This is a genomic window from Streptomyces sp. DSM 116795 (assembly GCF_055792905.1).
On sequence record NZ_CM147707.1, the window covers coordinates 5432830 to 5451868 of the forward strand.

17 protein-coding genes and 1 riboswitch are annotated in these 19039 nt (G+C 72.4%); of the genes, 5 read left to right on the forward strand and 12 right to left on the reverse strand.

Annotation, left to right across the window (positions count from 1 at the left end; translation table 11 throughout):
* Window positions 1-95: 95 nt before the first annotated feature.
* Window positions 96-1739 (forward strand): thiamine pyrophosphate-dependent enzyme, encoded by a 1644-nt coding sequence (locus ACSMXX_RS23405; RefSeq protein WP_473180658.1) that lies wholly within the window; start codon window positions 96-98, stop codon window positions 1737-1739.
* A gap of 213 nt (window positions 1740-1952) precedes the next feature.
* Here the strand turns inward: ACSMXX_RS23405 and ACSMXX_RS23410 are convergent, their stop codons facing one another.
* The 7 genes from ACSMXX_RS23410 to pcaH all read right to left on the reverse strand — a co-directional run bounded on the left by ACSMXX_RS23410 (window position 1953) and on the right by pcaH (window position 9592).
* The gene (locus ACSMXX_RS23410) at window positions 1953-3023 is read right to left on the reverse strand and encodes a transglycosylase family protein (protein WP_473180659.1); all 1071 of its coding nucleotides are present in this window, start codon (window positions 3021-3023) and stop codon (window positions 1953-1955) included.
* A gap of 5 nt (window positions 3024-3028) precedes the next feature.
* A riboswitch (cyclic di-AMP (ydaO/yuaA leader) is annotated at window positions 3029-3209 on the reverse strand.
* A gap of 256 nt (window positions 3210-3465) precedes the next feature.
* Window positions 3466-4296 carry a response regulator transcription factor gene (locus tag ACSMXX_RS23415; RefSeq protein ID WP_473180660.1) on the reverse strand — a complete coding sequence of 277 codons (831 nt, stop codon included), beginning with the start codon at window positions 4294-4296 and terminating at the stop codon, window positions 3466-3468.
* A 234-nt stretch (window positions 4297-4530) separates the two neighbouring features.
* Window positions 4531-5448, reverse strand: coding sequence for an oxidoreductase (locus tag ACSMXX_RS23420; protein ID WP_473180661.1), 918 nt, complete (start codon window positions 5446-5448; stop codon window positions 4531-4533).
* Window positions 5449-5548: 100 nt separating this feature from the next.
* Window positions 5549-6391 carry an alpha/beta fold hydrolase gene (locus tag ACSMXX_RS23425; protein ID WP_473180662.1) on the reverse strand — a complete coding sequence of 281 codons (843 nt, stop codon included), beginning with the start codon at window positions 6389-6391 and terminating at the stop codon, window positions 5549-5551.
* Window positions 6392-6484: 93 nt separating this feature from the next.
* Window positions 6485-8233, reverse strand: a complete 1749-nt coding sequence (locus ACSMXX_RS23430) for a lyase family protein (RefSeq protein WP_473180663.1) — start codon at window positions 8231-8233, stop codon at window positions 6485-6487.
* Window positions 8220-8825 carry a protocatechuate 3,4-dioxygenase subunit alpha gene (gene pcaG, locus ACSMXX_RS23435; protein WP_473180664.1) on the reverse strand — a complete coding sequence of 202 codons (606 nt, stop codon included), beginning with the start codon at window positions 8823-8825 and terminating at the stop codon, window positions 8220-8222. Before pcaG ends, ACSMXX_RS23430 begins: the two co-directional genes overlap by 14 nt.
* The gene (gene pcaH, locus ACSMXX_RS23440; protein ID WP_473180665.1) at window positions 8822-9592 is read right to left on the reverse strand and encodes a protocatechuate 3,4-dioxygenase subunit beta; all 771 of its coding nucleotides are present in this window, start codon (window positions 9590-9592) and stop codon (window positions 8822-8824) included. The genes pcaG and pcaH overlap by 4 nt, the downstream gene beginning before the upstream one ends.
* Window positions 9593-9890: 298 nt before the next feature.
* Between pcaH and ACSMXX_RS23445 the strand changes: the two genes are divergently transcribed.
* On the forward strand, window positions 9891-10328 hold the full coding sequence (locus tag ACSMXX_RS23445; RefSeq protein WP_473180666.1) for a MarR family winged helix-turn-helix transcriptional regulator: 438 nt from the start codon (window positions 9891-9893) through the stop codon (window positions 10326-10328).
* 179 nt (window positions 10329-10507) lie between these two features.
* Here ACSMXX_RS23445 and ACSMXX_RS23450 read toward each other — a convergent pair whose 3' ends face one another.
* Genes ACSMXX_RS23450 through ACSMXX_RS23460 form a run of 3 tightly spaced genes read right to left on the reverse strand, consistent with a single transcriptional unit; the run spans window position 10508 to window position 15170 of the window.
* Window positions 10508-11026, reverse strand: coding sequence for a nitrite reductase (NAD(P)H) small subunit (locus tag ACSMXX_RS23450; RefSeq protein ID WP_473180667.1), 519 nt, complete (start codon window positions 11024-11026; stop codon window positions 10508-10510).
* Window positions 11023-13779 (reverse strand): nitrite reductase large subunit NirB, encoded by a 2757-nt coding sequence (gene nirB, locus ACSMXX_RS23455; RefSeq protein WP_473180668.1) that lies wholly within the window; start codon window positions 13777-13779, stop codon window positions 11023-11025. Before nirB ends, ACSMXX_RS23450 begins: the two co-directional genes overlap by 4 nt.
* Window positions 13776-15170 (reverse strand): NAD(P)/FAD-dependent oxidoreductase, encoded by a 1395-nt coding sequence (locus tag ACSMXX_RS23460; RefSeq protein ID WP_473180669.1) that lies wholly within the window; start codon window positions 15168-15170, stop codon window positions 13776-13778. Before ACSMXX_RS23460 ends, nirB begins: the two co-directional genes overlap by 4 nt.
* Window positions 15171-15333: 163 nt before the next feature.
* Here ACSMXX_RS23460 and ACSMXX_RS23465 point away from each other — a divergent pair, with 163 nt between their 5' ends.
* The gene (locus ACSMXX_RS23465) at window positions 15334-16098 is read left to right on the forward strand and encodes a helix-turn-helix transcriptional regulator (protein ID WP_473180670.1); all 765 of its coding nucleotides are present in this window, start codon (window positions 15334-15336) and stop codon (window positions 16096-16098) included.
* Here ACSMXX_RS23465 and ACSMXX_RS23470 read toward each other — a convergent pair.
* Window positions 16038-16433 carry a VOC family protein gene (locus tag ACSMXX_RS23470; protein ID WP_473180671.1) on the reverse strand — a complete coding sequence of 132 codons (396 nt, stop codon included), beginning with the start codon at window positions 16431-16433 and terminating at the stop codon, window positions 16038-16040. The two genes, ACSMXX_RS23465 and ACSMXX_RS23470, sit on opposite strands and share 61 nt — an antisense overlap.
* Before the next feature lie 283 nt (window positions 16434-16716).
* On the opposite strand from ACSMXX_RS23470, the gene ACSMXX_RS23475 reads away from it, so the two are divergent.
* Both ACSMXX_RS23475 and cutA read left to right on the forward strand, forming a co-directional pair.
* Window positions 16717-18150 carry a short-chain fatty acid transporter gene (locus ACSMXX_RS23475; protein WP_473180672.1) on the forward strand — a complete coding sequence of 478 codons (1434 nt, stop codon included), beginning with the start codon at window positions 16717-16719 and terminating at the stop codon, window positions 18148-18150.
* A gap of 57 nt (window positions 18151-18207) precedes the next feature.
* On the forward strand, window positions 18208-18549 hold the full coding sequence (cutA, locus tag ACSMXX_RS23480; protein ID WP_473180673.1) for a divalent-cation tolerance protein CutA: 342 nt from the start codon (window positions 18208-18210) through the stop codon (window positions 18547-18549).
* 42 nt (window positions 18550-18591) lie between these two features.
* Here cutA and ACSMXX_RS23485 read toward each other — a convergent pair whose 3' ends face one another.
* Entirely contained in the window at window positions 18592-19002 is a 411-nt protein-coding gene (locus ACSMXX_RS23485) for a VOC family protein (RefSeq protein ID WP_473180674.1), read from the reverse strand.
* Window positions 19003-19039: the final 37 nt, after the last annotated feature.

The following is a 19039-nucleotide window of genomic DNA, read 5'->3' on the forward strand; positions in this document are numbered from 1 at the left end:
GACCCGCCTGACCCTGACGTTCCCTCATCACCTGCCACCCGGCCGCCGGCCACGGGCCGGTCCCGCTCAACACCCGCAACAGGAGCTCCACTTCCATGCCCACCGTCCGCGAGGCGGCGCTCGACGTGATGCGCCGGCACGACCTGACCACCGTGTTCGCCAATCCGGGCTCGACGGAGGTGCCCTTCCTCGCCGGCCTTCCCGACGACATCCGCTTCGTGCTCGCGCTGCACGAGGGCTCCGTCGTGGGGGCCGCCACCGGCTACGCCCTCGCGCGCGAAGCGCCCGCGCTCGCGCTGCTGCACACCACCGCGGGCCTCGGGAACGCGGTGGGGGCGCTGTCCACGGCACGGGTCAACCGGGCGCCGCTCGTCGTGATCGTCGGGCAGCAGGACCGCCGGCACCTCGTCCAGGAGCCGTTCCTCGCGGGTCGGCTGGAACAGCTCGCGGGTGACTATCCCGTACGGACGGAGACGCCGCCGCGCGCGCAGGACGTGCCCGGAGCGATCGCCCGGGCCGCGCACGCCGCCCGTACGATGCGCGGTCCCGCCCTGGTCGTCGTGCCGATGGACGACTGGGCGCAGCCCGCCGAGGAGCTGCCGCTGCCGGCTCCCGCGGAGTTGCGCCTTCCGGCCGCCGCGGACGCCGGCGACGTGCGTGAGGTGGCCGGGCTGCTGGACGAGGCTGCCGCGCCCGCCCTGGTCGTCGGCGCCGGCGCGGACCACCCCGTCACCTGGGAGGCGCTGACGCTCCTCGCGGAGCGCCTCGGCTGCCCCGTGTGGCAGGAGTCCTTCGGCGCACGGGCGGGCTTCCCGCAGGACCATCCGCTCTTCGCCGGGCATCTGCCGGCCGACCGTACGCGGCTGCGCGAGACGCTCGGTCCGTACGACCTGGTGCTGAGCGTGGGGGCTCCCGTCTTCCGCCAGTATCCGTACGAGGAAGGGCCGTTGGTGCGGGCAGGCACACGGCTCGCCGTCGTCACGGACGACCCGGCGGAGGCGCACCGGGCCCCGGTGGAGCTCGCCGTGGTGGCCGCACTGCCGGCGTTCTGCACGGCGCTCGCCGAGACGGCGGGCAAGACGGTGAACAGTACGGCGCGCAAGGCGGAGCACGGGCCGGAGTACGGGCCGCCCGGCGGGACGCCCGGCGGGCGGCCCGCACCGCCGCCGCCTCCCGGGGAGGGCGAGCCGCTGCGCGCCGCGCACGTACTGGCGGAGCTGGCGCGACGGCTGCCCGCGGAGACGGTGCTCGTGGAGGAGACCCCGTCCAGTCGCCCCGATCTGCACGCCCTCGTGCCCGCCCGGCGTCCGCTGGGGTTCCTCAGCGCGGCGATGGGCGCGCTCGGCTTCGCGCTCCCGGCCGCGATCGGCGTACGGATGGGAGCGCCGGAGCGTCCGGTGGTGGCGGTCGTCGGCGACGGGTCGTCGCTTTATCAGATACAGGCCCTTTGGACGGCTGTGCGCTACCGGGTGGGCGTCGTCTTCATCGTTCTCGCCAACGGCCGTTACGCGATCATGGACCGGCTCGCGGACAGACACCAAGACACCGCGCCATGGCCCGACTTCGAGGAGGTCAGCGTTTCCGGAATGGCGAAGGCTCTGGGTTGTTCCGCGCGCCGCGTGAGCGGACATGCCGAACTGCTCGCGGAATTGGACACGCTGCTGCCCGAACTCCCCGACAGCACACGGCCGCTGGTTCTCGAAGTGACGGTGGAGGCCGACGAGACCTTCCAGCCCTGATAAGGGCGTGCGCCGCCGCGCTGGAATGAGGTGGAATGCCGATGGCGGCCGCCCGCCGGATTTCTCCGGCGAACAGGCCGCCATCGTGCCGCGAAATGCGCCGGATTCCCATTCGTGGATTCACGGATCGGCGAACCGGTCCCCGGATCGCACCGCGCATGTGCCGAGTTGAGTTTTCCGGTCCGGCAGGGTCAGGTCTGCCGGACCGGTCCGTCAGTACGGTCCGTTGACGTTGTCGATGGACCCGTACCTGTCCGCCGCGTAGTTGCAGGCGGCCACGAGGTTCGCGACGGGGTCGGTCATGCTGTCGGCCGTGCCCTCGACGTGGTAGGCGTCGAAGGTCGGCTTGATGGTCTGCAGCAGACCCTTGGACGGGGTGCCCTTCGCGGCATTGCTGTCCCAGTTGTTGACGGCGTTCGGGTTGCCGCCGGACTCCCGGATGACGTTGCGCTTGATGCCGTCGTGCGAGCCGGGGATGCCCTTGGACTTCATGATGTCCAGGGCCTCCTGGATCCATCCGTCGAGGTTGTTCCCGTGCTTCGAGCCTGACTTGTGCACACCGCCGGCCTGTGGCGCCTGGCTGCCCTGCGGCTCCGAACCCTGCTGCTGGTCCGAGCCCGAACCGCCGCCGGACAGGCTGAGCTTCTGGCCGGGCCGGATCAGGTCCGGGTCGGAGCCGACGGTCTCGCGGTTGGCGTCGTACAGCTTGTGCCAGCCGCCCTCGGTGTCGTTCTCGCGGGCGATCGCGCTGAGGGTGTCGCCGGTCTCGACGGTGTACTTCTCGTCGCTCTTCTTGGAGCCGTCGTCCTTCTTCTTGGACGAGTCCGCCTTCTTCGACGAGTCCCCGGCAGCGGGCTTCGCCTGCTTTCCGGATCCGGCGGAGAGGTCCGGAGCGGCGCTGTCGCCGGCCAGGCCGGCCTTCGCCCCGCAGGACGGCCAGGCCCCTGCGCCCTGGCTGTCGAGCACCTTCTCGGCGACGCGGATCTGCTCTTCCTTGGTGGCCTGGTCGGCGCGCTCGGCGTACTCGGTGCCGCCGTTGGCGGCCCAGGTGCTCTGGCTGAACTGGAGGCCGCCGTAGTAGCCGTTGCCGGAGTTTATGGACCAGTTGCCCGTGGACTCGCACTGGGCGACCTTGTCCCAGGTGTCGACGGAGGCAGCGTGCGCGGTGCCCGTACCGATGAACGGAAGGGCGATGCCCGCACCGCCCGCGGTAATGGCGATGGACGTGACTCTGCGCGAGATACGACGATTGGAGTGACGACGGTGTCGACCGCGTCCGGACATAGGGCAGTTCCTCTCCTGCGCCTGCGAGGTGAGCTGTCGGATTCGGGCTGGAGTGGCCCGGCCGCAGCGAATGCGAGGGGGCATTCGGTGCGGCTTCACCCCTAGCCGTGCGTTCCTCGGGTGCGAAACGCGCGGCGCTTACCTGGGTCCCCCGCTCCTGCCGGGCTGGGATTGCGTGTTTTCCGCGGACCGGGCGGCAGGATTCGGCGTTCCCGGCAGCGGACCACCGCACGGGAGACGCGGTGGTGATGCACGTTAAGCAGAAGAAATTCATCACCACAAGAAAGGCGCAGAACCCGGATAAGGCGAAGATCGCGAAAATTGGCATGTACGGGTTAATGATTGCTCTTCCATTCGCCTTGCCGTGCAAGGGAATTGAGTCGAGCCGGATGTGGGCGCCGTGTGGAATGTGACCCGTGTCACGGCATTTCTGTGGTGCGAATCACGTGTTCTCGCGGATTTCCCCGGGGGCCGCGCCGCCCGCTTCCCGCCGCTGCGGATACACGCGGTGGTAGCGCCGCTCCGGACGGCCCGTCGTGCCGTACCGGAGGGTGACGCGTGCGGTCCCGAGCGAGACGAAGTGCTCCAGGTAACGGCGGGCGCTCACCCGGGACAGGCCGCTGCGCTCGGCGCACTCGGAGGCGGACAGACCCGCCGGGCCGTGCTCCGCTTCGAGCGTGGCGCGCACCAGGCCGGACGTCTGCTCGGTGAGGCCCTTGGGCAGCCGCGCCGGGGTGCCGGGGCCGGACGGCCTCGCGTGCGGGTGGGGCGCGGCGGAACCCGCCTCGCCCGGGGCGCCGGTGCCGGTGTCGTCCGCCGCTCCGCCCGCGACGGCCGGATCGGCGAACAGCCGGTCCACGTCGCCCTGTTCGGGCGCCTGGAGCGCGGCCAGCGCCTCGCGGTGCTCCGCGTACCGGCTCAGCCGCTCCTTCAGCAGCTCACCCTCGAACGGCTTGATGATGTACTGCACGGCGCCGCCGCGCTGCGCGCCCCGTACCGTCTCGGCGTCCCGGGCCGCGGTGACGACCAGCACGTCCGGGCCCTCCTCGGGCGCCGCGGTGCCGCGCAGCTCACGCAGGACCTCGAGGCCCGGCAGGTCCGGCAGGTACATGTCCAGCAGTACGAGGTCAGGGCGCAGCTCCCGGACGGCCGCCAGCGCTTCGGTGCCGCTGTGCACGGCTCCGGCCACTGTGAAGCCCGGCACCTGCCCGACGAGGGTGCTGTGCAGCCGCGCCACCATGAAGTCGTCGTCGACGACGAGCACGCGGATCACGGCTGCCTCCTCTCTCCGCGCCGGGTGGCCGGGCACGGGCGTACGGAGCGTACGGGACGGACGGACTGGACGGTTTGGAGGGACTGGACGGACGGTCTGGGCGGTCTGGACGGATGCGCCGGAGGTGACCAGGGGGCCGCGACCGCGGCCCCGGACGGACGCAGGAGAACCATGCCCGACGCCGCGGCCGCACACCAGGGCCCGTACCGGTGAGGCGGCAGTGGAGCAGCCCGGTCACAGCCCTCCGTAGGCGACGCCGGTGAGCCGCTCCGAGACCGCCCAGAGCTGCCCCGCCGCGATGTCGTTGCGCGCCCACGGCGCTCGTGGGGCGGCGCCGGGGCCGCCGCGTACCCCGAGGATGCGCGGCCCGAAGAAGGAGTCGCCGTGCACGTACGGCGCGGTCGCCGCGTACAGCACCGGCGCCGCGCCCTGGTCCGCGGAGGCGCCGACCACGTCGGTGACCAGCCGCGTGAGCCGTTCGCGCCCCGCCTGCCCGGCCAGCCGCGGGCCCTTGGCCTGCAGCTCGGTACGCGCGTATCCGGGATGGGCGGCGGTGACGGTCAGGTCGAGGCCCTTGCGGTCGGCGTGGTGGGCCAGTTCCCGTACGAAGAGCAGGTTGGCCGTCTTCGAGGCGCCGTAGGCCGCCATCGGCCGGTAGCGGCGTGCGCTGCCGAGGTCGCTCATGTCGATGTTGGACAGCAGGTGCGCCATGCTGGCGACCGTCACCACGCGCGCGCCGGGCGCGGACAGCAGTCGCTCCAGCAGCAGCCCCGTCAGGGCGAAGTGGCCGAGGTGGTTCACGCCGAGCTGCATCTCGAAGCCGTCGGCGGTCCGTGCGTACGGAACCGCCATCAGGCCCGCGTTGTTGACCAGCAGGTCGAGCCGGTCGTGGGGCAGAGCGCCGGCGAACTCCCGTACGGACGACAGATCCGCCAGGTCCAGCAGGCGCAACTCGGCGCGGGCCTCGGGCACTTGGGAGAGCAGCCGGTCCAGGGCGGCGGCGCCGCGCTGCTCGCTGCGGCACGCCAGCACCACGCGGGCGCCGCGCCGCGCCAGTTCGCGCGCGGTCACATAGCCGATGCCGCTGTTGGCCCCCGTCACCACGGCGGTACGTCCGCTCTGGTCCGGGATGCTGCGCGCTGTCCAGCTCATGCGACTCAGCGTATGGCGGGCGGACGGACCGCGCGAGGGCTCCGCCGGACCGTGGGCCGGGCCGGGGGCGGGATCCGGACGCCGCGCGCCGGTGCCGCGCTCACCACCGCTCCCCGGGGCCCGGCAGGCCGTCGTGGTGGACGAGAAGGGCCGAGGTGACCGCGTCCGGGCACTCGGCGTTGGCCAGGTGCGCGGCCCCCGCGACCTCGACCAGGGCCGCTCCGGGGATGCCGTCGGTGATCTCGCGGGCGTGCGCGGGCGGCGTCGCCGGGTCGAGGCGGCCGGCGACCGCGAGGGTCGGCACCGTCACCTCGGCGAGCTGTCCGCGCAGGTCGTAGGCGGCGAGGGCGTCACAGCACGCCGCGTAGCCTGCGGCGTCAGTGCAGCGCAGGTCCTCGAGCAGTGCGATCCCGTGCGGCGTGACTTCGAAGTCGGGCGCGAACCACACCCCGGGACGTGAGGCGATCATGGACTCGGTGCCGTGCGCGCGTACGGCCGCCGCACGCTCGCGCCAGGCGGACGGCTCCCCGAACCGGGCCGAGGAGCAGACGACGGAGAGCGCCGTGAGCCGCTCGGGGTGGTGCACCGCGAGGTGCAGTCCGACCGCGCCGCCCAGCGAGACCCCGGCGTAGGCGAATTCGTCCCAGCCCTGGGCGTCCGCGGCGCGCAGGACCAGCTCCGCGAGGTGCGCGACGGTCGCGGTGCCGTCGGTGGGGATCAGTTCGCTGGAGGAGCCGGCCATCGGCTCGGCGGGGGAGGCCCCGTGTCCCGGCAGGTCCCAGCGCAGCACCCGGTGGGTGCGGATCAGCGCGGGGAGCTGGGGCTCCCAGACGGCCAGGGACGTGCCCAGAGAGGAGCCGAGGATCATCGGCCGGCCGTCGGCGGGCCCGTCGAGCCGGTGGTACGGGAGCGGCGCGGGCTCGGGCGGGACGGAAGCGGTCACGGTGATGTCTCCGGGCTGGCTGGAGCTTCGAGGCGTGCCGCGCGAGTCGTCTCCGGGCGACGCGGGAGATGGAATTCCGTTGCCGATGGTCTGTCACCGCTCTCCGGTGTCGGGGGTCGTGTCTTCTGAGTCTGGTCCGGGGCCGGCTCCGGGTCCGGGTCCGGACGTCTGATTGGGCCCGGTTGCCTGCGCGGGCCCGGGTGCCGGGCCGTGCGTGTGCCCTTGCCCCTGCCCCGGCTCGGACGTACGTACGGACGACGGGCCGCGCCGCAGCGCCCGGTCGGTTAGGGCGGGCGCGGACCCCGTGTAGTGCGTCGGGTCGGTCAGGTCCCGCAGCCGCTCCCCGGAGAGCATCTCGCGCAGGGCTGGCTCTTCCTCCTCCAGGGCCTCGTCCAGGGTGATCCCCTCGTCGACGGCCTTGCGTGACGCGGCGTCGAGGAGCTTGCGCGCGCGGGCGCGGCCCAGCAGCGGCCCGAGGGCGACGGTGAAGCGTTCGCTGACGATGAGCCCCTCGGTGAGGGCGAGGTGTTCGTGCATGCGGTACGGGAAGACCTGCAGCCCTTCGGCGAGTTCGGCGGCCGCGTGTGCCGCACCGCCGGTCAGCCGGAGCAGTTCGCGTACCGGCTGCCACTCGGCGTGCCACGCCCCCGGGGGGCGTTCGTCCTCGGCGACCAGCGAGGACAGCAGTGTCGAGGCGAGGGCGGGAGCCTGCCGCGCGGTGGCGGCGACGAGCGTGGCACGTACGGGATTGGTCTTGTGCGGCATCGCGGACGACGTGCCGCCGCCGCCCTCACCCACCTCCCCGACCTCACTGCGCGAGAGCACCAGCACGTCCGCGGCGAACTTGCCGAGCGCACCGCAGGTGAAGGCGCACGCGGAACCCAGGTCGGCGACCGGGGTGCGCAGGGTGTGCCACGGCAGGGCCGGTTCGGCGAGGGGCAGTTCGCGCGCGTAGGCGGCGAGGAGCCGCAGGCCGAGGTCGGTGGCGGGGACGCCGTGTGCCGCACCGTCCGGGGACTCCGCCTCGGGGCCGTGGCTGCCGGGACCGGTCCTGGGCTGGGGCGCCCCGGCCGCTCCGGCGGCCCCGGTGGTTCCGGTGGTTCCGGCCGTCCCCGCGTTCCCGGTGGTCCCGGCGGTCCCGGTGGTTCCGGCGGTCCCGGCCGTCCCCTCGCCGTGCGGTGCGGCGTCCGCCTCCGCGTGTGCGGCGAAGGCGGCCAGCGTGCCCGCCGCGCCGCCCAGTTGGACGGGGAGCGCGGCCCGCACCGCCGAGAGCCGGTCGCGGGCGTCCAGTACCAGGCTTCTCCAGCCCGCCACCTTGAGGCCGAACGTCGTGGGGACGGCGTGCTGCGTCAGCGTCCGCCCCGGCATGGGGGTGTCGCGGTGCTCGGCCGCCGCCATGGCCAGCTCCCGCGCCGTGCGGTCCAGGTCGGGGAGAACCGCGTCGATGGTGCGGGCGGCGACCAGCATCAGCGCTGTGTCGAGAATGTCCTGACTGGTGGCGCCTCTGTGCACGTACGGTGCCGCTTCCCGTCCGACGGCGTCCGTCAGATCCGCGACCAGCGGGATCACGGGGTTGCCGCCGGAGCGGGCACGCAGTGCCAGCCCGCGTGCGTCGAAGCGTCCGGCGCGGGCGGCCTCCGTGACCGCCGACGCGACGGCCGCGGGCGCAAGGCCCAGGCTCGCCTGCGCGCGGGTCAGAGCGGCCTCGGCGTCCAGCAGGGCCTGGAGCACCGCGGTGTCGCCCGTGGCCGACTCCGCGCCCGAGCCGGCCCGCACCGGCGCCAGAAGGCCGACGTCCTCCGGGCCGTGGGCGGGAACCGGGCCTGGTTCAGTGGAACTCAAGAAAAACCGTCTCCTTCTCGCCCTGAAGCCGGATGTCGAAGCGGTACGAGCCTGTGGCAGGGTCGGCCGTTGCCACCAGGGTCTCGCGCCGTTCGGCGTCGAGCGAGGCGAGAAGCGGGTCGTCGGCGTGCGCCTGAGTGTCCTCCGGAAAGTACACGCGGGTGAAGAGGTGGTGCAGCAGTCCGCGCGCGAAGACGCACACACTGATGTACGGGGCGTGGCCCGGGCGTGCGCCGGGCCTGAGAGTACGGGCCGTCCAGTGGCCGTCCGCGTCCGTCGGCACACGTGCGAAACCGGTGAAGTCCACGCCGTTGCGGCCCAGATGACCGCCGTCGACGGGGTCGCGCCGCATGGAGCCCGGCACCCCGGAGAGATCTCCGTCCGGGCCGGCCTGCCACAGTTCGACGAGGGCGTCGGGGACGGGCGCGCCCGAGCCGTCGTACACGTTCCCGTGCACGGTGACGGCGTCGCCGCGGCCCACAGGAGCGACGTCACCTCCGCCGGGGAAGGGCAGGGCGTAGCCGTAGAAGGGGCCCACGGTGTGGGACGGGGTCGGCTGCAGGGCGGTGTGTGCGCCCGTCTGCTCGCTCATCGGCGGCCCTCCTCGATCCAGGTGGCGGACGGTCCGTCGAGGACGATGTCCCAGCGGTAGCCCAGCGACCACTCGGAGCGCGAGAGTTCGTGGTCGTACGCCGCGACCAGCGCCTGCCGCGCCGCCTCGTCCGTGACGGACTGCAGTATCGGGTCGTGGGCGAAGAGCGGGTCGCCCGGGAAGTACATCTGGGTCACCAGGCGCTGCGTGAACGCCGTCCCGAAGAGCGAGAAATGGAGATGGGCGGGGCGCCAGGCGTTCTCGTGGTTGCGCCAGGGGTAGGCGCCGGGCTTGATCGTGGTGAAGCTGTAGCTGCCGTCGTCGCCGGTCAGAGTGCGTCCGACACCGGTGAAGTTGGGATCCAGCGGTGCGGGGTGCTGGTCGCGCAGATGTGCGTAGCGGCCCGCGGCGTTGGCCTGCCACAGCTCGATGAGCTGACCGCGCACGGGCCGTCCCGCGCGGTCCAGCAGCCGGCCGGAGACGGTGATCCGCTCGCCCAGGGGCTCGCCGCTGTGCAGGACCGTGAGGTCGTTGTCGGTGTCGGTGACATCGGTGGGACCGAAGACCGGAGCGTGGAGTTCGACGGTCTCCGGGTCGGGCTTCACGGGGACCAGCGGCCGCTTGGGGTGGCGCAGCAGGCTGCTGCGGTACGGGGCGTAGTCGCGCGAGGGGTGGTGGGCGGCGGGGGCTCCGGCGGCGCGTGACTTCTCGTACGCGTCGCGCTGTTCGGCCACCTCGCGGTCGATGTCTCGCTGGGTGAGTGGCATGGACGTACTCCTGTCGGTCCTCGCGGACGGACACGGGATGAGGGATGCTCAGCGCGGGGCATTGCTCAGTATGCTGAGTATTTCTGCGGGACGATTCTGACGCTGCCACTCCAGGACAGGGGCGTCAAGGGCCAGGAAGGTTCCGGAAAGGCTCGACACTATGTGTCATCGAGCGTCAGAATCAGTCAGTACACGATCGAAAGTCAATGGCATGGACGGGCCGCTTCGGGCGGCCCAGGCGCCCCCTTCGCGCGGCCCCGGCGGCCGGAGGACGCCGGCGAGCGGGAGCGGAGAGCGAATGGCGGCGGTCGATCTGAGCACGCACCCAGGGCATCTCGCCCGGCGGCTCCAGCAGGCCCACTCGCTGCTGTGGGGGGCGATGGTCTCGGAGGAGACGACGTCGCCGCAGTTCGCCGTCCTCAACGCGCTGGAGGAGAAGCCGGGCATGGACCAGCGGACCCTCAGCGAGCACGTCCACCTCGACCGCTCCACGATCGCCGACCTGGTGGCCCGGCTCGCCGGGCGTGAACTTCTCGAGCGGGTGCGCGATCCGGACGACGGGCGCCGCAACGTGCTGAAGCTGACGGAGGACGGCCGGCGGCTGCACCGGAAGCTCGTCACACGGACGGCGCGGATGAACCGCGTCTTCCTGGCGCCGCTCGACGGCGAGGAGCAGGAGACCCTGCTCCGGCTCATCGCGCGGGTGGCCTCGGCGGCGGAGGAACTGCGCGGATGAGCCGTGTCCGGCGGTTCACCGAAGGCGGTCCAGCCTGGTCTTGCAGCCCCGGGGCGGGTCCCCCAGCGAAGCGAGGGGAGGACCAGAGGGAGGGCGACCACGACGACGAGGGCCAGCGGAATGAAGAAGGCCGCGGCCTACGGCCGGCTACGTCGGTGAAAGCGCGCGCCTGCCGCGCGTCAGCGAGTGCGGGAGCGGAAGACCGGAACGTGCACCCCGTCGTCGTCCAGGCAGCGGCCGGTACGCAGGTCGAAGCGCTGCTTCAGTAGGGGCGAGGCCACGAAGGCCGCGCTTGCGACGCGGTTCGCGTCGGCGTCCGCGCCGCCGCGCCCGGCGTCCTCCTCGGCCTCGCCGGTGGCCTCCGGCGCGGAGCCGAGCAGGCCGCGGGAGAGGACGTAGGCGCCCGTGAACGGGTCCCGGTTGCCGATGACGTACGTACGGCCCGCGCGGTCCAGGAAGACGGCGGCCTGCGAACCGTCCCGCAGCAGCGCCGCCACGCCCCGCCCCGGGGTGAGGTCCTCCAGAGTGCACACCGTGAACCAGCCCTGCTCGTCGCGTACTTCGACGTGGGGGACGGCGGTCCCGGCGGCAGTCGTGGCAGCGGCGGAGGCTGCAGAGGTGGAGGCCTCGGAGGTCTCGGAGGCCCTGGAGGTCTCCTCCCCGGATTCCCGCCTGACTGCCGTCGTCGTGATGGTCATCGGGTGGCCGTCCCTTCGAGTTCCGGTGTGCGTTCCGTGCGTTCCGTGGGTTCCGCGCTGCGTACAGGGATGTCCGGGCCCGACAGCAGCGTCAAGTCCGGTTTGATCTGCTCGCGTTCCTCGACGAACCGCACCGTCGGGTCGGGGACGTCCGGCGCGTTGACGAAGGAGACGAAGCGGGTGAGCTTCTCGGGATCGGCCAGGGTCGCGGACCATTCGTCGCGGTAGTGCGCGACGTGGTCGGCCATGAGAGCCTCCAACTCGTCGCACAGGCCGAGGGAGTCGTGCACGACGACGTCCCTCACATGTTCCAGCCCGCCCTCGATCCGCTCCAGCCAGGCCGAGGTGCGCTCCAGCCGGTCGGCGGTGCGGATGTAGAACATCAGGAACCGGTCGGTGAGGCGCACCAGTTCGGCATCGCTGAGGTCCTGCGCGAGCAGGTCGGCGTGGCGCGGCGTCGCACCGCCGTTCCCGCCGACGTACAGGTTCCAGCCGGACGAGGTGGCGATCACCCCGAAGTCCTTGCCGATCGCCTCCGCGCACTCGCGGGCACACCCCGACACCGCCGACTTGAGTTTGTGCGGCGAGCGCAGACCGCGGTAGCGCAGTTCCAGGTCGATGGCCATGCGCACGCTGTCCTGCACGCCGTAGCGGCACCAGGTGCTGCCCACACAGGACTTGACGGTGCGCAACGCCTTTCCGTACGCGTGACCCGACTCGAATCCGGCGTCGACCAGGCGGGCCCAGATAGCCGGAAGCTGATCGACGCGCGCGCCGAACATGTCGATGCGCTGACCGCCCGTGATCTTCGTGTAGAGGCCGAAGTCCCGTGCGACCTCGCCCACGACGATCAGCTTCTCCGGTGTGATCTCACCGCCGGGGACGCGCGGTACGACCGAATACGAGCCGTTGCGCTGGAGGTTGGCGAGGAAGTGGTCGTTGGTGTCCTGCAGCGCGGCCTGTTCGCCGTCCAGTACGTGGCCTCCGGCGCCGATGGACGGTGCGAGCGAGGCGATGACCGAGGCCACGGCCGGCTTGCACACCTCGCAGCCGTCGCCCTGTCGGGCGTCCTCGCGGCCGTGCGAGTCCAGGAGTTCGGCGAACGTCGTCAGCCGCAGGGTGCGCACGATCTCGTACAACTCGGCGCGCGTGTAGGCGAAGCAGCCGCACAGGCCGGCATCGACAGTGACGCCGTTCGCCTCCAGCTCGGCGTCCACGATCTGCCCGAGCACCTTCAGGCAACTGCCGCAGCCCGTACCGGCCTTGGTGCACTTCTTCACCGACGGCGCGTCCCTGCAGCCGTGTTCGGAGACGGCGGCACGGATGGTGCCTTTGTCGATGTGGTGACAGTTGCAGACGACCGCGTCGTCGGGCAGGGCGGCGGGGCCGAGCGCCGCCGGGGCTCCCGAGCCGGCCGGGAGCACCAGCGACTCCGGCGGTACGGGCGGCACGGAGCCGGTGAGCGCGCGCAGCGTGCCGTACGACTCGGCGTCGCCCACGAGGACGCCGCCGAGCAGGGTTCCCTCGGGGGAGACCACCAGCTTCTTGTAGACGCCCGCGCGGGAGTCGGAGTAGACGACGTCCAGGCTGCCCTCGGCGGTGCCGTGCGCGTCGCCGAACGAGGCCACGTCGACGCCGAGGAGCTTGAGCTTGGTGGAGGTGTCGGCACCTGTGAAGGTGCGCAGCTCCGCGCCCTCGGTGGGCGCTTCCTGCGGCGGCGCGGCGGCCGGGGAGCCGGCGGCGGGCACTGCCGCCGAAGGCGGTGCGAGCCGGGCGGCGACCGCGTCGGCGGCGGTCTCCGCCATGTCGTAGCCGGGCGCCACCAGTCCGTAGACCTTCCCGTCGGCCGTCTCGGCGCACTCGCCGATGGCGTACACGCACGGGTCGGCTGTGCGGCAGTGCTCGTCGACGACGACGCCGCCGCGTTCGCCCGTGCCGAGACCGGCGTCGCGTGCAAGCTGGTCACGGGGGCGTATGCCGGCGGCGAACACGACCATTCCGGCGGGGAGTTGGGAGCCGTCAGAGAGCGTCATGGCCGACACGGCACCGGTCTCGTCCGTGACGATCCGCTCGCCCGCCACTCCCGTGTGGACCTCCAGCTCCATCCCTTCGAGAGTGCGGCGCAGCGCCGAGCCGCCGCCCGCGTCCACCTGGAGAGCCATGAGCCGTTCGCTGAACTCGACGATGTGCGTGCGCAGTCCGAGCCCGCGCAGCGCGCCCGCGGCCTCCAGCCCCAGCAGCCCGCCGCCGACGACCACGCCCGTGTCCGCCGAGGTCCGCGCGTACGACTCGATGGCGAGCAGGTCGTCGATGGTGCGGTAGACGAAGCACCCCGTGCTGCCGCTGCCGGGCACGGGCGGCACGAAGGGGTAGGAGCCGGTGGCGAGGACGAGGGCGTCGTAGCGGATCGTCAGGCCCGAACGGGAGGTGACCGTACGCCTGTCGCGGTCGATCGCGGCGGCGGGATCGCCGAGGTGCAGCTCGATCCCGTGCGAGGAGATGAACTCGTCGTCGCACAGGGCGAGTTGACCGGGCGCCGTGCCGGAGAAGTACGAGGTGAGGCGGACGCGGTCGTACGCGGGCCGCGGCTCCTCGCACAGCACGACGACCCGCGCGGCGGCGGTCGTGCCGCGGGCCGCCAGTGCCTCCAGAAAGCGCTGGCCGACCATTCCGTGGCCGACCAGCACGATCGTCGGCGTCGTGGCCGGCGTCCCGGCCGGCGTCGTGGGCGACGGCGTCGTCGGGGGTGTCATCGGGGGGCCTCTCCGTCGTGGGTGAGCAGGTGGAGCAGCGGCTCCGGCGGCAGCGCCTCGTCGTCCTCCCAGGTGCGGGCGAGTGCGCCGACCGTGGTCAGGTCGCCGAGGAGGATGCCGCCGACGAGCCGGTCGTCGCGTACGACGACCTTCCGGTACACGCCGCGGGTGGCGTCGGTGAGGTGGACGACGTCGTCGTCCTCGCGGGGGAGCGGGTCGCCGAACGCGGCGAGGTCCAGGGGGTGTCCGGATGTGCCGGTGTACGGGGCGTTCCCGGCGAGGGTGAGGCGCGTCAGGGTGCGGGAGCCCCGGTAGTACGGGGACCGCGCGTCCCCGGTGATGACGCGGGCCAGGGCGTCGGCCTGATCCTGCGCAGGGCCCGCCAGCCCGTAGAGGACGCCGTCGTGCTCGGCGCAGTCGCCGATCGCGTACACGTGCGGGTCGCTGGTGCGCAGCCGGTCGTCGACGACGACCCCGCGCGAGACCTGGAGACCGGCGGCCTCGGCGAGCCCGGTGCGGGGGCGTACGCCGCACGCGAGAACGGCGAGCCGGGCGTCGAGGGCGTAACCGTCGGCGAGTTCGACGGCGCGGAGGGAACGGAGGGCGCGTCCTGTGCGGCCGCCGGTGCCGGTGCTCGCGGCGCTGCCGGTGCGGGTACGGGTGCGCGCGCCGGTGCCGTCCGGGTCGCGCGGCTCTGTACGCAGCCCGCGTACCCGGCACTCCGTGTGCACCTCGACGCCCAGCTCCTCCAGGTGCAGCCGCAGCAACGCCGCGGAGCCGGCGTCGAGTTGCCGCTCCATGAGGCGCTCACCCTGATGCGCGAGCACGACCTGCGCGCCGCATCGGGCGAGTGCGCGCGCCGCGGACACACCGAGCAGCCCGCCGCCGACGACCACCGCGGGCACGCCCGGCCGGGCCTCGCCGCGGAGCGCGAGGCAGTCGTCCATGGTGCGGAACGCCCGTACGCCGTCCGGCAGTTCGTCGCTCCCGGCGGTGAAGAGGCCCCGCAGCGGCGGCAGTACGGGGTTGGCGCCGGTGGCGAGCACAAGCGTGTCGTAGGGAAGAACGCTGCCGTCGTCGCACACGACGCGCCGCTCGGCGCGGTCGATGCGCACGGCCCGCACACCGGGCAGCCGCCGGGCCCGGCCGGCGGGGAGCGCGACGACCTCCGGTGCGTACTGCCCGGCGAGCACGTCCGCCAGCAGCACCCGGTTGTACGGGGCGTGCGGCTCCTCGCCGACCACGGTGACGTCCACGGCCGCGCCGGCGCCGGCACCGGTGCCGACGGCGGCGCCCACGGATGCGCCCGCGTCCGCAGCGCCGAGCTGCTGGGCGAGCCGGGCACCGGCCATACCGCCGCCGATCACCACCACACGCTGGTCCGAAGTCATGCCATGAGAGTGCGCTGCGCCTGTTACCCGGCCGGATCGCGTCTGTTTCCCGGGGGGAACGGTGCCCTCAGCGGGGCGCCGCGGGCTCTGTGAGAAGTGCACTGTGAGGCGCACGTCCGGCGAGCAGGGGTCCGTTGTCGGTGGCCGGGGTCATGATGGCGACATGTACCGGGAGTGGCGGTCGCGAGTGGGCGGAGCCGTGGTGTGGACGCACACCGGCGGGCCCGAGGGGCCCGGCGGGTCCGGCGACGGGGAAGGACGGGTTCTGCCCGACGGGTGCATGGACCTGCTGATGTGGGACGGCGCGCTGGTCGTCGCGGGGCCCGATACGCGGGCCCATGTCTTCGCGCGCCGCCCGGGCGCCCGTATCACCGGGCTCCGGTTCCCGCCGGGCACGGGGCCGCTCGTCTTCGGCGTACCGGCACATGAGCTGTGTGATCAGCGAGTGCCGCTCGGCGCGGTGTGGCCGGAGCGTGCCGTACGGATGCTGGAGGAGCGGGTCGCGGACGCACCGGAGACGGGGCGGGCCCTGGAGGCCGTCGCCGCCGGCCGGCTCGCGGGGCGGTCGCCGGCGGTGACGGCGGTGAGCGGGACCGTCGCGGAGCTGCTCGCGTGCGGCCGGAGCGTGGCGGAGGTGGCCGCCGTGGTCGGGCTGAGCGAGCGGCAGTTGCGCAGGCGCTGCCTTGACTCGTTCGGTTACGGGCCGAAGACCCTCGCGAGGGTGCTGCGGATGCAGGAGGCGCTGCGGCTGGCCGCTCGCGGCGTGCCGCCCGCGGAGGTCGCGGTGGCCGCCGGGTATGCCGACCAGGCCCATCTCTCGCGCGAGGTCAGGGCACTGGCCGGCGTTCCGCTGACACGGCTGGTTTCTCAGGAAAGCCCTGCGAAGAGGTCGACGCCGTTGCCGTCCGGGTCGGCCACGACCGCGTAGCGCTGACCCCAGAAGGCGTCCCAGGGCTCCTTGTGGCCCTCGTATCCGGCGCCGGTGAGTTCGGCGTACAGGCGGTCGACGTCGGCGGGGGAGTCGCAGAGGAAGGCGAGGCCGATACGGCCGGCACCGCGGGGTCCGGGATCGAAGCCGGGATCGAAGGAGCGGACGGTCTCGTCGGTGTCCCAGGCGATCCGCAGTCCGCCGGGCAACGCCGCCTCGACGTGCGGCTCCTTGTCGGCTTCGGCGGGGATGTCCAGGCCGAGCCGGCGGTAGAAGGCCAGGGCGGCCGCCATGTCGGCGGTGACGAGGCCGATGAGGTCGAAGCGTGGTGTCATGCGACGCACGCTAGGCGCGGACGGCGCCGCGGGTCTTGAACGAATCGGACGCGTCGTCGCGTTGTCGTGCCGTCGTGCCGTTCGGACGTGCCGTTCGCGGTTGCGGACGTGCCGTGTCGCGTCCGCAATGTTCAGGCACGCCATAGCTTCGGGCCGCCGGGTGGGCTCCGCGGCCAGATCGCTTCCGTTTCTGCAACGTTGCGCAGGCGGACGGTTCCCCTGATGTCCTCCGCTCGCCAGGATGCGCGGGACGGACCCGGACGGGAGCGAGCGAGGTAGGACGATGGCCGGCAACACCCAGACCGCGGAGCCGGAGAAGGAGACGCTGCTGGCGCGCATCGCGCTGCGGTTCACCGCCTTCACGGAGAAGTGGCTTCCGGACGCCTTCGGGTTCGTACTCGTCGGCACCTTCCTGATCTTCGCCCTCGGGCTCTCGACCGGCGAGCGGCCCACCACGCTCGTCGACGCGTGGGGGAAGGGCTTCTGGTCGCTGATCGAGTTCACCCTGCAGATGGCGATGATCATCATCGGTGGCTACGCGGTCGCGGTCTCCGCGCCCGTCGCGAAGCTGATAGCCAGGATGGCGCTGATACCCAAGTCGCCGCGCGCTGCGATCACTTTCACCGCCGGCGTGGCGATGGTCAGCTCCTATCTCAACTGGGCGTTCAGCCTGGTCTTCTCCGCCATCCTCGCCAAGGAGATCGCGCGGGTCGTACGCGGTGTCGACTACCGCGCGGTCGGCGCCATGGCGTTCCTCGGGCTCGGCACGGTGTGGGCCCAGGGGCTCTCCGGTTCGGCGGCGCTCCAGGTGGCCAGCGACGTCTCCAGCCCGAAGCCCGTGCAGGACGTCATCGCCGAGGGCCGCGACGGCGAGGGGCTGATACCGCTCACCGACACGATCTTCACCTGGCAGAGCCTGCTCGCGACCGCCGTCGTCTTCGTCGTGGCCCTCACCATGGCCTGGTTCCTCACACCGACGCCCGCGCGGGCGAAGACCGCGGAGGACCTGGGCATCGAGCTGCGGCCGCTCGTCGAGGACGGCGCCACGAAGGTGCGGCGTTCGCGGCCCGGCGACTGGCTGGAGAGCAGCCCCGTCTTCACCGTCCTGATCGGACTGCTGGGCCTGTGGTATCTCGTACGTCACTTCGCCGGGGCAGAGGGGAACCCCATCGCGGCGCTCGACCTCAACACCGTCAACCTCATTCTGCTGCTGCTGGCGCTGTGTCTGCACTGGCGTCCGATACGCATGGTCGACGCGGTGCGGCGCGGTGCTCCGGCGGCGTCCGGGGTCCTGCTCCAATTCCCCTTCTACGGCGGCATCTTCGGGATGATCGCGTTCACCGGCATCTCCAAGCAGGTGGCCGGCTGGCTGGTGAGCGTCTCCAACGAGGTGGTCTTCGCGCCGCTCATCGCCGTCTACTCGGCGGTGCTCGGCATCTTCGTGCCCAGCGGCGGCAGCAAGTGGGTCATCGAGGCCCCGTACGTGATCGACGCCGCGAACCAACTCCACGTCAACCAGGGCTGGATGGTCGTCGTGTACGACCTCGGTGAGGCGTCCGCCAACCTTCTCCAGCCGTTCTGGATGCTGCCCACACTGGCGATCCTGGGGCTCAAGGCCCGCGACATCATGGGGTACACCTTCGCGATGTTCCTCGCCTGCTTCCCCGCCGTGCTCGTCATGGTGACGGTCCTGGCCGGAACGCTGCCCTTCCCGTGAGCCGGGCCGCGTGCCGGAGGCGTACGGAGTGAAGGGGCGCAGTGAAAGGGTGGAGTCATGAGCGACGACGCCAGGATTCTGACCGTGCTGACGACGACCGGCAGCGAGGAGAGGGCGCGCGAGCTGGCGGCCGGTGCCGTACGCGAACGCGTGGCCGCCTGCGCGCAGATCAGCGCGCCCGTCACCTCCGTCTACCGGTGGGAGGGCGCCGTGCAGAACGACCCCGAGTGGCAGGTGCTGTTCAAGACGAGCAGCGCCCGCTACGACGCGCTGGAGGCCTATCTGCACCGGGCACACGACTACGACGTGCCGGAGATCATCGCGACCCCCGTGGTGCGGGGCGGCGAGGGCTACCTCGCCTGGGTCGAGGAGGAGACCTCGGCCCCCGGGCCGGTCTGACGTCCCGGGGGCGGGCGCCGGGCCCGGGGGCCTGGGGGCGCCTCAGCCCTGCTGCTGCATCGCCGCCAGGTCCATCCACACGACCTCCCAGTGGTGTTCGTCGAGGTCGTAGAAGCTGCGCCCGTACATGAAGCCGTGGTCCTGCGGGTCGCCCGCGGCCCGCCCGCCCGCGGCCAGAGCCTTGTCTGCCAGCTCGTCGACAGCTGCTCTGCTGTCGGCGCTCAGCGCGATCATCGTCTCCGTGCTGCTGCCGGCGTCGGCGATCTCCTTCTTCGTGAACGACTTGAAGAAGGGCTCGGTGAGCAGCATGGCGAAGATGTCGTCGCTGATGACGAGGCATGCGGCGTTCTCGTCGGAGAACTGCGGGTCGAAGGAGTAGCCGAGCCGGGAGAAGAAGTCCCGGGACTTGGCGAGGTCCTTCACGGGGAGATTGATGAAGATCTTCGTGGACACGGTTTGCCGCCTTTCTGCTGTTTTTCCCTGTGCAGAG